Below are 15,514 nucleotides of genomic sequence, written 5' to 3'. Positions count from 1 at the left end.
GCTCATTTTAAAGGCAGTCAGAGAGATAGAACTTTTTCCCCACGAGAAATGCCTGTTACTCCACTGCGAACGACTTCCAGCACCTGAGCCTGACCAATAGCCTCAATAAAGGCATCCAGCTTTTCGCCGGTACCCGTCAGCTGAATGGTATAAACAGTACTGGTCACATCTACGATCTGCCCACGGAAAATATCTGCCGTCCGCTTTACTTCGGCACGTAAAGGACCACTGGCACGCACCTTGATCAGCATCATCTCCCGCTCAATATGGGAGCCTTCGGTCAAATCCACCAGCTTCACAACATCCACCAGCTTGTTCAGCTGTTTGGTAATCTGCTCAACGACCTGGGGATTACCGACCGTGGTCAGCGTCAGGCGGGACAGAGTATTGTCCTCCGTTGGCGCAACATTCAATGTCTCAATGTTGTAGTTACGCTGGGAGAAGAGTCCGACAATGCGCGACAGTGCACCGGGTTCGTTCTCAACCAGTACAGAGATAATCCGTTTCATCAGGTCCTCTCCGTTTTGCTGAGCCACATATCGGCCATATTGCCGTCCTTGATCTGCATGGGGTAAACATGCTCACTGGTATCCACCTGGATATCCATAAAGACCAGACGATCTTTCAGTGCAAAGGCTTCTTCCATGGCTGACTTCAGCTTGGCAGGCTCTGTTACCTTCATACCCACATGCCCATAGGACTCCGCCAGTTTGACAAAGTCTGGCAGTGACTCCATGTAAGAATGGGAGTAACGACTGTCATACTGCATATCCTGCCACTGTCGTACCATGCCCAGTGCCTGGTTATTCAGATTGATGATCTTAACGTTCAGGTCATACTGCAGACAGGTAGAAAGCTCCTGAATGTTCATCTGAATACTGCCTTCACCGGTTACACAAGCTACATGGCTGTCAGGAAACGAGAGCTTAACCCCCATAGCGGCAGGCAGGCCAAAGCCCATAGTCCCCAGACCACCGGAGTTGATCCAACGGTTTGGCTTATCAAATGGATAGTACTGAGCAGCAAACATCTGGTGCTGGCCAACATCTGAGGTGATATAGGTGTCTTCACCCTTAGTCACCTCATACAGAGTTTCAATCACCTGCTGAGGCTTCAGGATCAAGCCATCACCCTTGTCGTAAGGGAACAGGCCACCCCGGCCTTCACGCCACTCATTAATCTGACGCCACCAGCTGTCCAGTGCATCCTGACCAATACGGGTATTGGTTTCTTCCACCTGACGGATCATGGTATCCAGAACAGCGTCAACCGGACCAACAATTGGCACATCGGCCTGAACGGTTTTGGAGATGCTGGCAGGATCAATATCAATATGAATGATCTTCGCATCTGGACAGAACTTTGAGGTGTTATTGGTTACCCGGTCGTCAAAGCGAACACCTACCGCCAGAATCAAATCAGCATTGTGCATCACCTGATTGGCACAGTAACTGCCATGCATACCGAGCATACCAACAAACTGTCGATCGGTTCCGGGATAAGCACCCAGCCCCATCAGTGTGTTGGTGACCGGTGCATTCAGTTTTTGTGCCAGTGCCGTCAGCTGATCTGAAGCTTTACCCAATACCACACCACCACCGGCATAAATAACAGGTTTTTTAGCATCAGCCAAAAGCTCAACGGCTTTACGAATCTGACCATTATGCCCCTTGACTGGGGGGCTATAAGAGCGCATCTGCACCTTTTCCGGGTACTGATATTGGTACTTATTACTCAGGTCGGTGATGTCTTTGGGGATATCCACCACAACGGGACCAGGTCGACCCGTCTGTGCCAGATGGAATGCCTTTTTGATGACTTCCGGAATATCTTCTGCTCGTTTGACCAGGAAGCTGTGTTTGACGATAGGTCTTGAAATACCCACCATATCCACTTCCTGGAACATATCGCTACCAATAAAGGCAGACGGTACCTGACCAGAAATCACCACCATGGGAATAGAGTCCATGTAGGCAGTAGCAATACCGGTAATGGTATTAGTTGCCCCCGGACCAGAAGTTACCAGTGCTACACCCGGCTTACCGGTTGCTCTTGCGTAACCGTCCGCCATATGGGTCGCGGCCTGTTCATGACGTACCAGGATATGTGTAATTGCCTTCTGCCTGAAAATTGCGTCATAAACGTGCAGAAGAGCACCACCCGGGTACCCGTATATATACTCGACTCCCTCATCAGCCAGTGATCGGACCACCATGTCCGCGCCGGATAATAGCTCCACTTGCTAACCCTCGGCTTTGCTCATTATTTGGAATGAATTTTTATATCGCCCTGAATAACTGAAAACAGGACCATTAGAAATTGGCGAATACGAAAGTATTTCTCTTAACAAAAGCCTTTACCAACAGCCTTCACCAACAAGTGCAGCTCCGGGCTGCCTGAGACTCACAATTCTGGCTTGCAGAACTGCTACATTCCTGTGCGGGTAGGAGCAGTGCACCAACAAATCACCTCAGCACAAGATCGAGAAGTCGGTACACTAAGGAACACTCTCATCTAAGCCGCAGATAAACGGCATCAGATTGTCGCATAATTCCCAACGCAGCTTCTTGGGCAGCTTCAGGAGTAGCCATTTTTTACTTTCAGCTGCCATCAGTCAATACAAATACGAGTTTTACTTCGGCGAATACGAATTTTTTCCACAAAAAGGCGATAATTAACTAATGCAACTACAACGATCAGGGATCGGTAACGTGAAGCAACTACTGTTTTTATTTGCCCTATTGCTGCCCATTACTGGTGCAGCAGAGCCTATCTACAAGTGGAAAGACGACCAGGGCGTTATTCACTTCTCAACAACTCCACCAAAAAAGCAGACCAATACTGAGGTCATGGCCAAGCCCGAGTTACAAAAAATCTCAGACGACGCCAGCCAAATGACAGAGGATGAAGATCATAGCGAAGCGACTGTCAAAAAAAAGGCGATAGAGCCTACTGATAAACCACAACAGAAAACAGAAGAAGAACTGGCTTATTGCAATACCCTGAAAGGCAATATGACCATGCTGAACAGCAGCCCGCGGGTTCGAGTTAAAAACAAAGACGGCGAGTATGAAATTCTCGATGATACCGCCCGTCAAAAGCAGATCACCCGTATTAAAAAGCTTCTGAATGATTTCTGTAAGAATTAGTTCACAGTAATACTGGAAGGAGGCTTATAGCTTCCTGCCTGTTAAACCATTTTTTATCGACCATCTTTTACCCTACGTATTTCAGCAATTCAGACTATATCTGCCCGCAGTCAACTTCCGTATGATTTTTAATCACCCACCGGATTCAGGTTCTCAGTTTCCGGAGCTGAACCTCTCCCTATGGGTGGCATAAAGCAGAGGGTAACCATCTCTTCACATACCGTTCATAAAGCGTATGTAAGCTGCTACGAAAGAACAACAGGGAAATAATAATAATGAAAAAGCTTGTTTACAGGGCTGCCAGTTTGTTAATAGCAGGAAGTCTCAGTGTTTCTGCCAGTGCCTTGAATGTGTTGATCACCAACGATGACGGCTATCAATCTGCCAACCTGCGTGCCCTCTATGATGCGCTGAAGACTAGTGGCCATGATGTCATGATCTCCGCTCCTGCTGGAGAACAGAGTGGTAAAGCGGCATCGTTTAACTACTTCAGCCCGGCTCCCGTTGGTCAGGATACCAATGATAGCGATATTCACTACGTGGAGGGTACGCCTATAATGGCGCTTCTCTATGGTCTGGATGTACTGGCACCAGAACGCTGGGGAAGCAACCCGGATCTTGTTCTGTCAGGCATTAACTCCGGCCACAACGTCGGACTGATTAACCCAACATCCGGTACCGTAGGAGCAACGGTCACTGCTGTTCGCCGAGGAGTCCCGGCCATTGCCCTTAGTGGTATTCATGGCAGTGATCGTGATGGCACATCTTCTGCTCTGGCAGAGCTGGTTGTTCCCATTATTGAAGCTCTGAAGCGAAAGAGCCCTGTTCTGCCAGAAGGTTATGGCCTAAATATCAACCTGCCAAGCCTGCGTAAGTTTTCCGCCGATAGCGTGACTTATGAGCTGACAACCGCCAGTAACTACTCTGCCAATGTTCCGGTTTTCGTAACCGATATGTCGCCATACTCCATCCCGGCATACGGAATTAACCTCCCCGCTGAGCCAGGCATTGTATTTACCTCCTACGAGCAAAGCAGTGCTCCGGAAGATAATAATGCTCAAGCGGAGGGAAGAAAGGTTGAAGAGGGTTCTGTGGCCATCAGTTTGCTGGATGCCCGTTACGGAGCAACGACTTATGACTTCTCAGCTGAAAAAGCACAGATGATGATTCGTTCAAGGTTATCCGGTCTGTTAAGTGACTCAGCCTTCTCCTGGCTAAAATAATATACTCACCTTACTATAGAGGCAAAGCGGCGAACAGAGCTTTGCCTCTGTCATAATTTCAGACCTACCTAATTAAAAAGTTTATAGCGTTTACTTCTGTTTCGTATATGCAGCACTACAGACTCAAAGTCTGGCATCGAAACATTGGCATCCCATATGGTGCCATACTCAATTGGATTGCTTGTCATCTTAACTCCTATGCTGTTCATGTCCTGAGGCTGGATCTGCCATCTGTGTTTAACAGCGGTATACCTGCAGCCTGAAGGCAGAAAATGGTAAGAAATCATAATTCACAAGCAGAAAATGAGCATTTTGATCGGACTCATACCCGAGTCATTTTTTAACACCGTATTAGCAAGCGCGGCGCTTTTGCGACAGCATCTTAAGGAAATCCAATGAATATTGAGCAAGTCCTGGTAGATTATTTTCACCGCTATCTTGCCATCAGCAGCCAGTCTGACAGCCAGGCCACAATAGTTCCTTCTTCAGAAGGACAGCGGGCTCTGGCTATTCAGCTCCAAAATGATCTGGGAGCCATGGGCTATGATGAGACCAAGCTATTGGACAACAGTACTCTAATTGCTCATTTCCCAGGGAATAAACCAAGTGCAAAAAAATTAGGCTTTGTTGCCCATCTGGATACCGTTGATGTGGGATTGAGTCCTGATATCAAACCGCAGCAACTGCATTACAGCGGTTCCCCGCTATGCCTGAATAAAGGGCAGAACATCATCGTCAGCGAAGAGAGCCACCCGGAGCTTGCAAGATACCTTGGTCAGGAGATTCTTTTCTCGGATGGGACCAGTGTTCTCGGGGCTGATAATAAAGCAGCCATCGCAGTGATGATGACCTTAGCTAAGTCGCTCTGGGAAGATCCGGTGGATCATGGAGACCTTTACTTCGCCTTTACACCCGATGAAGAAATCGGCCTCAGGGGTGCAAAAGAGCTCCCAATGGAACTATTCCCAGTTGATCACTGTTATACCATCGATTGCTGTGAGCGTGGTGAAGTGATCCATGAAACCTTCAATGCTGGTAGTGCTGTGCTGAATATTGAAGGTATCACAGCACACCCCATGAGTGCCAAAAACGTACTTGTGAACCCTAATTTAGTCGCGACTGACTTCATAAACATGCTGAACGACATGGGTAAACCAGAACAGACAGATGGTCGGGAAGGTTATTTCTGGGTAACCGATATACAAGGGTGTCAGAATAAGGCCTGCGTTTCCGTCTCAATTCGTGACTTCGACCTGACCGGCTATGAGTCCCGCAAACAGTATCTGGAATCTCTGGCAAAATTTCTGAAAACTAAACACCCCAAAGCGGTTATTCAGTTGAGCATCACCGATATTTATAGCAATATCGCTCAGGCCATGGGAGGAGATATCGAAGCTCTTGATCGTCTTTATCAGGTTCTGTCAGACCTTGAGATTCCAGCTAAAAGTATTGCCATGCGAGGTGGTACAGATGGTTCAGCCTTGTCAGCAAAGGGACTGTTTACACCGAATTTCTTTACCGGAGCCCATAACTTCCATAGTCCCTTCGAGTTTCTTCCTATTCCGTCCTTTGTGGACAGCTATCGAGTCGCCTATCGACTTATGGAAATAGCGTAAATTGCCCTGAATTTTTGTTCGATGGAAATCACATGCTGATTCGGTCAAAAACCGACCAGCATATACTCACCCCCAGCCAAAACCTGCCGATTTTAAACAGTTAATGTATTGATACTGACTGATAACGATAAGCCATCGTACGTCCTATGGAACGTTCTGATTAATCAGGTCATTAACATCGGCAAACAGGAAAGGCAGCAGGGAAATTATGGCTCTTATTCAACAGACAGGATTGTTCCGCCTTAAAACCAAGTATTCCAATGCTGCCAAAGCGAGCTGGAAGGCAGCCAGAGAAGAATTTGCACAAGCCTTTGCTGAACAAAGTGGTGTTGCTGCTACCAGAATTGCCTTGAAGAGGGCCAGAGATGAGCTCGCTCAATACCTTCACAGTCATGATGGGCACTCGACTCTCAAACCCCTGACCCCGGCAGTGCTCAGAAGTGTACAGATCGCAAAGTATGAAAGAGAATTGCTCGGTGCTCTGGATACAGGCAAACAGCCGGAAACCCGGAACATCGCGATTTCCGGAACCCATGCTGCAGGAAAAAGCTCATTTATCCACTCATTTATAGAGCGAAACCCGCAATACAAATACGCCAATATTTCTCTGGCCAAGTTTGCTGGTAACAACACTCAACATGAGAAAATGGCTGATGTAGAACAAGATATTGTACAGCAGCTCTTATATAGCATAACCGGCAAGAAACTGACGGCTGATACTGCAGAGCAGGCCCAATCTAGTGGCTGGAGAAAATATTCTGGTGTTCTGGCGGCATTCCTGACCAGTTCCTCCATAGCAACACTGAGCTATGTCAGTGGTAATCTGGGGATTGACCAAAGCACAACGGTCAAAGCACTCCGGCTCTACCTGCCCGACCACCTGACAGCCTCCATAAAGAAGTACGCACCTCTGCTGGCGGAGTTCTCACTGTTCTTTATCACGACCATTCTGGTGCTGTTTTTATTCAAAGGTTTGCAAAAGTTGAGTGGTGGCTGGGCAAGCAGAGCAAGTCGACAGAAGATCTCTGAGGATAGTTCGATATCAAATAGTTATCTAAGCCAAATCACTCACGCCTTTGCTCAAACCCGACAGAACGTCGTGATCATAGAAGACCTGATGAATGCTAATCAGCTTCAGGCATTCGAAGCGCTATACCGCATAAACAAACACCTCAATAACACCAGGCAAATTAAGCAGCCTATCTACTTTATCTATGCCTTGGAGGATGAAACGCTGACTGTCAGAGACAGAACCCGTTTTTTTGACCTGATCATCCCCATTGTTCCTGTCATCAATACGACGAATGCCGGACCAAAATTATACGAGCAGCTTGAAACCATAAAAGCAGATGGCCAAAAAGTCACTGACTTCCTTGATAAAGAACTGATCTACAAAGTGGCTGACTACATTGATGATATGAGAGTCATCACCAATATCGTCAATGAGTTTGATATCTACCTCAACAAGATTACCAATAACATTGAAGAGCTGAACAAAAACAAGCTCTTTGCCATGATGGTCATCAAGAACCTCTATCCAAAAGAGCACGCTGAACTGACCCATCACAATGGTATTTTATGGAACGTATTCAATGAGTTCGACAGGAAGAAGAGAGATACCATAGAGGAATACAGCCATAAGATAGATCAGTATCGAGAAGAAGCCGACAGCTATGAGCGCTCTTATATCAAGAATATAAAAGAGCTTAGATCCATTTACTGGTTAAAATTGTTTGAAACGACTAAAAGTGATTCCAGCCTGGTATCCACTCAAATCACTGGAAAAATGACCATTTGTGACTTTGTTGAAGATCATTTCTGGGAACCTGCCTACCAATCTCATGATAAAATTCATATCGAAAAAGCAACCAGGCACGGCCAGAAATCAATATCTACTGGCTTAACACTTCATGAAATAACGAATGGCACAGCACCAACCTATGAAGACAGAGTTAAACTGGTCCGTAAGGATATAGAGCTAACAAAAGCGTATATTGAGTTGCTGGAGCGCACAAAAAATAAACTGCTTGGTAGCAGACTTTCCGAATCTCTGGCCGAAGGAACCATCGGCGATTCGTTTATCAACGCATTAACAGAAGAGCAGTTTGGCCCTGTACTCTACCTGCTTAGAAAGGGTTATTTTGCAGAAGACTATAAGGACTATCTTTCCTACTTCTACCCAGGCTCAATCAGTAGACATGATAAGCGACTTTCCCTCAGCTTAGGCGAAGGACAATCATTTGAGTTTTCTCAGAGCGTAGATTCGCCCAAAGCACTGCTGAACCACCTGACACCGTCAGACCTGTCTGAAGGAAGAGGCTTTATAAATGCCGTAATTTCACAACTTCTGGAAAGCCCTGAAGCCAACTATAACGGCTACTCAGCCCAGAGTTTTTTGTACGAGCTCTTTGATTTAACAGAGAATAGGTTCGAGCGTCTGCAGGACTTTATCTGCCAGTATATTCACAGTGAATACAATAATCACCGGAAGCTGTTTACCGCTATGTTTACCATTGATCAGGCACTGATCATCCGCTGTATTACCGGGGACAGTTCAGAAAAAATGCCAAAGGCTGAACTGGTTGCAGAGCTCCTGCCGATTCTCATGACGAAGGATCATAGTGATTTAAATACCACGATCATCCCGGTTATCAACGCACTTGATGATATTCGACCTATTTTCAACCTTACCAATGAACAGCCAGAGGTAAGACAGTGGCTGAAAAGTAATCCTGTAAAATTTGACCGCCTGTCACTAAAGCACTGTTCGCAGGAAATAGCGTTAAGAGTGATCGAAGATTCAATGTATCAGCTGAACAGTCACATGATGGGGGTTTTACTGGCATTTACTGCTGAAGAGAGAGCCACTACTCCAGCACAAGTCAGTTACTCCGCTATCTGCTCTTCTGAAAACCCGGTGCTGATTAGCCAGATTCATGACCAATTGGAAGTATTTGTCAAAACGATACTGCTCTCACAACCTCAGCTTGAGGAAGAACAGCCCTATCTTATTGACCTGCTGAATAACCCCAAGCTGGAGATTGCGGACAGAATAAGCCTTATCTCTCTCTCGGGACAGGCTGTAATCGGTATTAAAGACATTACAGATACAGCAATGCAGGTCAGGCTTTTTAAAGAAAATCGGGTAGAAGCTTCATGGAGTAACGTTCAGTCTGCTTTTGAGATGAGAGGAAAGAACACAATTGATCCACTGCTGGTGAAATTTATTTCGACACCCAGGAACACTGAGCAGCTATCCCAACAAGCGTTACCCTATAGTCATCATCTAGACGGTCTGCTCACTGCACTGGTCTGTAATGAAGAGATCTCAGAAACTACCCTTAAGAAACTGCTTTCAGCATTCCCTGCCATTCTTATTGAACAGTTAGAACCAGAAAACATTTCTCTGGCCAGAATGAACATTATCCGCCAGCTGCCCAACTGCCAGTTTTCTCTGGAGACACTTAACTGGTTTGCACGATTTGAGGGTCGCTTTACCGATGATGCTTATCAGTACCTCTTACGTTTCTGGAATGAATATAAACATAAGGCAAAAGGCACGAATCATTTAACGGTAAGTACCGTTCGGAAGTTACTTGCCGGCAGTGATATCTCGCTTGAGGAAAAGTTCTGGCTATGTGATTTGCTGAATCATGAGAATGAAACCGATAGCGAGATTCTGAGTGAAATGCTCGCAATAATCACCTCTCAACCCTATGAAGATTTCAATTTAAAGATCAGCTTTAAGAGGCTTGAAGTACTGATCGGCACCGAGCCAACAGAGCGTGGAAGAGTCCGTCTCGTAACACAGCAAATCAAATATCTTTCCTGGTCAGAAATATCAACACTGCTCTCAGAATTAGGCATTGAAGCTTTTGATAAGCTGACGGCCAAAAGCTACCAGTTCTCTGTACCCAATACAGAAACGAACCTTGAGCTTGTCAATGCCCTGAGAAGTGCGAATTACCTTGGAACCATAAAAACATCAGAAAAGAGCCAGACGATTAAGGCATATGTAAAAAGATCAGCCATGCAGTCAGTTTGATGTCTCAGGCTGTAAGTTAGACATAATTAAGGGCTGTTCAACTAACGGATTCCAACAGACCGTATCAGATATGTGAATGTCCTTATTCATTAGTTACAAGCAGCTTTAACTATATGACTAAAACTATATATCACACACCCTCAGGTCAAAATATATAAAGAACTTTTTTTAGACGAATTCATTTAAGTTCCTCAATAAGTGTAAATAAAAAGAAACCATTTAGAAAAGTATCGGTCTACAAAAGCTTTCGGAACATCTTTGAGGTAGCTATGGATTCTCATTTAGGCGGTTCAGCCCTATCTTTATCTTCAACACACAACCAACCCTCTGACTCACTTTCTGTCAAAAGTTCAGAGTCTGGTGCTTTAAGACAACGGGAAAACTTCTTACCCTCTGCTGACTCAAATAAAATATCACATGAGCCTCAACCGAAAAAAGTGACTGACTTTGATGTCATGCCTTTAGGAAGCAGTACTGCCCCTAAAGCCAGTATTGAAGATATTACAGACCCTTTATCAAGTTCTGATACGTCACCAGAGCACAAGCAAGAGTTACAGACTAATAGTCCAAGTCGAAACTCGCAGCAGCCTATTCAAAGCATTGGGATTACCAAAACAATTTCAAAAGATAACTATACCCCTCTGATTGGCCGGAGTTTCTCTCTCCAAACGAATAAAGAGCGGATATGTGTTCTAGGATTTACCAAAGTTGACTCATTAGGCCCAATCCTGACAGAAAGTAGAGCGTCTAAAGAAATAACAGATGAAAGTCGGATTTTGGGTTGGTACCAAGTGATGGTTACCACCCCGAAAACAAAATCAGAAACCAAGCCTGAAAGGCCCGTTGACAGTGCAGAAGAGTGCTCAGATATCACATCTAGAGAGCCAGTTGATGAAAGAGTAAGGCTTGTCTATCTTTATTCTCGCCGCGGGTGGGGAGTGGAAAACAGTAACGCACAGACAATTCCAATTCAAAAAGTTAGAAATGATGATGGAACCTTCAGGTACTGCATCAGAGTTGAGTCAAAACCCATGTATAACGTTTCTGCATGTATTCTTCCTGAAGATAGTGCTAAAGAGCTGCTTATTTCTATGGTTTCAACGACAGTAGAGAGTAGCAGAATTGAAAAAGGCGTAAGTCCCTCTGCTAGAATAGAACCTCTCCATGAAGGAAAAGAAAGACTTGGGCAAGACAGGGATGAACCCTCCGTCGGTTGCTGTGCTCTTCTTTCTCGTCACATCTCTAGGTAATACTTGGAAAGAATCTGGATCTATTGCAAATGACTGAGCATTGTTTCTTAGGAAAAATAACCTGCCAAGTTGGCAGGTTATCTCATTAGATGATCGAACTGCTCAATAATCAGTAATAGTTTTTCCCTTTCAAGACGCTCAATCGTCAAAGCTTCTTCCGCATAGGGTTTGATGTTAGATCCTTTTGGCAAACTCCCACCACTATCGATAATAGCCTGAACGCGGGGAACAAAGATCCACTGTAACCACTGACTGAACGCCATGGTATCCATACAAAACGGAGTGGTACTGGCCATGGCTTCAACCGAGGGGGGCATCGGCAGCCAGGCATCCTGTCTGCGCAGCTCTATTTCTATAGCTTCCAGTAAAATAATAACTTCTTTAGACATCTCAGCTATTTGCTCTTTAATACAATGTACGTAACAGATGATTGATTTTACGTTCCAGCATAAAGCCCGGGCCAAGACTCAGAGCCCGTTCTGCCAGTTGGCGGGATTGTTCTGGACGCCCCTGGTCATGCCTGAGTAAAGCCAACTGGTAATATACTTCCGGAGCTGTTGGGCTGATTCGCATCGCTCGTCCGAGCGTACTTTCTGCTTCGTCTAACCTGCCAGACTCCCTGGCATTCCAGGCCTGATTCAACAGAGTACCCAAAGCATCCTGACGCTGTTCGTAGGGTGATGAAGTAGCGGGCTGGTCTTCCTGTTGTATCAGCACAGGCGTGGAACATCCGGCCAGAACCCCAGTTAAAGCCAGCACAGTCAGGCCTTTCTTAGCAAAGCTCTCTTTCTTTAAGCAGGAGGCTATAAATTGAGAGGGAGTGTAGTACTTCATTCAAACCACGCTTTAATCTTGTCAAACAGATTATCTTTTACATCTGCCTTACAACCGGCATAAGCTTGTGGCTCAGATCCTTTAATATATGGCATTTGCAGGGCACCTTCACAGTAGCGATGGCTTCGACCATTTGCCACCGGATTAACCCAGATGCTCGTTAGATTACTGGCATCCAGTGACGTAACCGATTGAACCGGAACATTCGACATAAAGTTGCCCCAGATTTTCAGAGCGCCACTGCTGCCAGTCAGTTTCGTAGGGCTGTTGTCATCATGGCCAATCCAGGTAACCGCCACCAGGTCACCGGAGTAACCAGCGAACCAGCTGTCCCTTAGGTCATTGGTAGTTCCTGTTTTGCCACCCAGCGCAATGCCGGGTTTAACATACTGGTAGATTCTTCGCCCGGTACCTTCCTTCATCACAATAGCCAAAGCAGTACGTAGCAATTCCATGGGACCAGGCTCAAAAGCACGCTCTACTGAGAGACTGTAACGACTTAAAGGCTTACCCTGACTGTCCACCACGGCATCTATTGCCCGCAGCGGCATACGGAACCCCCCGCTGGCAATGGTCTGATACATTTTGGCAACCTCAATAGGTGCCATTGACGGCGAGCCCAGCAATACCGAGGGATAAGGCGGCAGATCCTGATCAATACCCAGTCTTTTCAGAGTATCCAGTACCGATGACAAACCGACCGCCATGCCGGTATTGGCTGCTGCCTGATTATAGGATTTAGCCAGCGCAAGGTAGAGTGGCACCTGCCCGTGGGATTCCCGGCTATAGTTCTGAGGCTCCCAGTAACCTCCACGACCATCACTGATTTTCACCGCTGTATCGCTGACAGGCGTGGTCAGTGTGTACTGGTTTGGTCGCTCCAGTGCCGTAAGATAAATAGCTGGTTTCAATAAAGAACCTACCGGCCTACGAGCCTCAATAGCACGGTTGAATCCGGCATAGCCAGGGTTTCGATCACCCACAATGGCGAGAAGATCTCCCGTCTGGGCAGAGCTAACCACCATGGCTCCCTGAAGTTGATTATCTTTACCCAGATTTTTTAAGGTACTTGTCACGCTTTTCTGAGCTTCCCGCTGAATCACTGGATCCAGATTGGTAAAGATTCTCAAGCCCTCACTGGTCAGATCATTCTCGTCATAATCCTTTCGCAGCTGCTCTTTAACTATATCGATATAAGCAGGAAAATCATTGGTGCTAACCAGTTCACGACTGACAACACCCAATGGCAATTTCTTGGAACGCTCTACTTCAGCAACCGGAACGATGGAACGCTCCGCCAGCACATCAAGTACCAGGTTGCGTCGTTCAAGGGCACGTTCCGGGTACCGTCTCGGGTCGAAATAAGATGGGCCTTTGACAATAGCCACCAGCAGTGCCGTACGAGCAAGGTTTAGCTCCTGAAGGGGCTGGGCAAAGTAAAACTGGCTAGCCAGACCAAAGCCATGAATCGCTCTGCGACCATGCTGCCCCAGATAAACCTCATTTAAATAGGTCTCAAGAATCTCTTCTTTGCTGTAATGCAGTTCAAGCAGAAGCGCCATCATCGCTTCTTTGCCTTTTCGAACGAGTGTACGCTCGTTGGTCAAAAAGAAGTTTTTAACCAGCTGCTGTGTAATAGTACTGCCACCCTGAACGACACCACCGGCTTTCAGGTTGGCAACCATAGCCCGGGCAATGGACGTGGGAGAGATACCAAAATGGTCGTAATAGTCTCTGTCTTCAATAGCCAGCAAGGCAGGAATGAGATACTGAGGGGCCTGAGAGGCTCTAATTAGCAAGCGATCTTCATAGCTTGCCGGGTAAATGCCTCCGATCGGCTGAGGATCCAGTCTCAGCAGTGGCAGACTTTTACCGTCCCGTCCCCCCAAACGCACAACTTCACTACTCTGAAAGTCAACTTTTACATAGCGCGATGGCTCTGAGCCATCAGGAAAGTGGAAGCCGCGGCTATAGATGACAAACTGATTACCATTTCTGGCGTATGTGCCAGGCCGACTGACATCCCGAACCGCCTGATACCCTTGACGCTTAAGTTGAGACTGGAGATCACTGGGGGTAATGAGCCTACCAGCATACAGTTCCATCGGGCGCGCAAATACCTTGGCCGGTATTGCCCACTTTTTCCCCTCAAACTGCTTGGTGACCACGGCATCCAGATAGACAGCATAAGCAGAAACCAGAACCACCAGCGTCAAGCCAAGCTTGAACATAATGGATTTCCATGGCACCGGATTTCCCTGTTTTTTCTTCGAGGATGATTTGGTTTTTTTGGCAGATTGGCCTTTTTTAGTCGTCGATTTCTTTACCATGCGGGCGATTATACGCTAGAGCCTGCTGATGATCTTTTGCGGAAAACGAAAATTGCAGGATATTGACTCTATTTTTTTATTTCTATACCCAAAGGATTTCAAATTGCTACGCGACGGCAAATAAGCGAAGCCTCGGGAGCCTACAATTAGTAGATGATCGGGGTGAATGAGCGCCGCTAACAAAGTAGCAAATTGAAAGGTGACGGGTATAAGCGTCGTTATCACCTCTTATACCATTTCCTCTTTCTAACTATGAGAGCGAGCAAGCCATTTTGGGTTGTTGGGCAAGGCGAAGTGACGAGTCATAGCCTTAAGCTATGGCGAGGAGCTTCAACGCAGACCAACGACTCAAAATGGCTGCGCAGCCCATAGTTAGAAGGTGGAAATGGTATTAATCCAAGGTAACTGAGCAATGCCCCTGCCAATTGATGAAAAGTGGCTCTATGAACCAACTGAGCTAACCCAAAGCTCCACACCCTTTCTGGTTATCATGATGGGGCTATCGGGTTCAGGAAAAAGTACTGCCAGCGGTATGATCGCCCACGAGTTTCAGGCCGCCTGGGTATGCGCCGATGTGGTCAGGAAGCGTCTCTACGGTTTGAGACCAGAACAATCCTCCAAAGCAGCAGGCCTGAATATTTACTCCCCTGCCGCTCATAAAAAGACATTCACCCAAATGGGCTCTCTGGCTCACACTCTGCTGGAATCGGGCTATTCGGTCATTCTTGATTCTGCAGCTCTGCGTGCCATAGATCGTCGACAATTTATCGACATTGCAAAAAAACTCAAGACTACCTGCGCTATTGTCTACTGCAAGGCGCAGGAAAGCACCATTAATAAGAGGCTCTGCAACCGGCTAAAGAAGCCTGGAGCCGCCTCCGAAGCGACTGTTGATATCATGAAACAGCAGCTGGATTGGCTGGAAGAGCCCTGCTCAATAGACGCCCCTCTTCTGATATCACTTAACACCGATCATCTATTTTGGCAGGACGAGTTAAAAAGACAGCTGGAACACCATGGAATTTGATAGGTAGTACCAGTAAGGCGTCAAATTATCATTGCTTTGG

General features: G+C 46.5%; 11 protein-coding genes. 6 read left to right on the top strand and 5 right to left on the bottom strand.

The features are described 5' to 3' along the window. Window positions 1–17: 17 nt before the first annotated feature. Together ilvN and GV64_RS02455 are read right to left on the bottom strand one after the other, a co-directional pair. Window positions 18–509, bottom strand: coding sequence for an acetolactate synthase small subunit (ilvN, locus tag GV64_RS02460; protein ID WP_020582620.1), 492 nt, complete (start codon window positions 507–509; stop codon window positions 18–20). Further along, window positions 509–2,239, bottom strand: a complete 1,731-nt coding sequence (locus GV64_RS02455; RefSeq protein WP_026258266.1) for an acetolactate synthase 3 large subunit — start codon at window positions 2,237–2,239, stop codon at window positions 509–511. Before GV64_RS02455 ends, ilvN begins: the two co-directional genes overlap by 1 nt. A 472-nt stretch (window positions 2,240–2,711) precedes the next feature. On the opposite strand from GV64_RS02455, the gene GV64_RS02450 reads away from it, so the two are divergent. From GV64_RS02450 to GV64_RS02425, 5 genes are all read left to right on the top strand, one after another. Continuing rightward, the gene (locus GV64_RS02450; protein WP_020582622.1) at window positions 2,712–3,149 is read left to right on the top strand and encodes a DUF4124 domain-containing protein; all 438 of its coding nucleotides are present in this window, start codon (window positions 2,712–2,714) and stop codon (window positions 3,147–3,149) included. 275 nt (window positions 3,150–3,424) lie between these two features. Next, entirely contained in the window at window positions 3,425–4,372 is a 948-nt protein-coding gene (surE, locus tag GV64_RS02445) for a 5'/3'-nucleotidase SurE (RefSeq protein WP_020582623.1), read from the top strand. Between the two features lie 395 nt (window positions 4,373–4,767). Next, window positions 4,768–5,988 (top strand): peptidase T, encoded by a 1,221-nt coding sequence (gene pepT, locus GV64_RS02435; protein ID WP_020582625.1) that lies wholly within the window; start codon window positions 4,768–4,770, stop codon window positions 5,986–5,988. Between the two features lie 208 nt (window positions 5,989–6,196). After that, on the top strand, window positions 6,197–10,033 hold the full coding sequence (locus GV64_RS02430) for a YobI family P-loop NTPase (protein ID WP_020582626.1): 3,837 nt from the start codon (window positions 6,197–6,199) through the stop codon (window positions 10,031–10,033). A gap of 269 nt (window positions 10,034–10,302) precedes the next feature. Next, window positions 10,303–11,283, top strand: a complete 981-nt coding sequence (locus GV64_RS02425) for a hypothetical protein (RefSeq protein WP_020582627.1) — start codon at window positions 10,303–10,305, stop codon at window positions 11,281–11,283. Between the two features lie 77 nt (window positions 11,284–11,360). Here GV64_RS02425 and GV64_RS02420 read toward each other — a convergent pair whose 3' ends face one another. Genes GV64_RS02420 through mrcB form a run of 3 tightly spaced genes read right to left on the bottom strand, consistent with a single transcriptional unit; the run spans window position 11,361 to window position 14,348 of the window. Then, entirely contained in the window at window positions 11,361–11,672 is a 312-nt protein-coding gene (locus GV64_RS02420) for a YqcC family protein (RefSeq protein ID WP_020582628.1), read from the bottom strand. A gap of 16 nt (window positions 11,673–11,688) precedes the next feature. After that, a complete protein-coding gene (locus GV64_RS02415; RefSeq protein WP_020582629.1) occupies window positions 11,689–12,117 on the bottom strand; it encodes a tetratricopeptide repeat protein in 429 nt (142 codons plus the stop codon). Then, window positions 12,114–14,348: a penicillin-binding protein 1B gene (mrcB, locus tag GV64_RS02410; RefSeq protein WP_033403043.1), complete on the bottom strand. Its 2,235-nt coding sequence runs from the start codon at window positions 14,346–14,348 to the stop codon at window positions 12,114–12,116. Before mrcB ends, GV64_RS02415 begins: the two co-directional genes overlap by 4 nt. Before the next feature lie 511 nt (window positions 14,349–14,859). Between mrcB and GV64_RS02405 the strand changes: the two genes are divergently transcribed. Continuing rightward, a complete protein-coding gene (locus GV64_RS02405; RefSeq protein WP_020582631.1) occupies window positions 14,860–15,474 on the top strand; it encodes an AAA family ATPase in 615 nt (204 codons plus the stop codon). Window positions 15,475–15,514: the final 40 nt, after the last annotated feature.

Origin of the sequence: Endozoicomonas elysicola, assembly GCF_000710775.1 — a bacterium.
GTDB classification, from domain to species: domain Bacteria; phylum Pseudomonadota; class Gammaproteobacteria; order Pseudomonadales; family Endozoicomonadaceae; genus Endozoicomonas; species Endozoicomonas elysicola.
The sequence above is the reverse complement of the archived record's forward strand: the minus strand, read 5'-3'. Positions and strand labels throughout refer to the sequence as shown.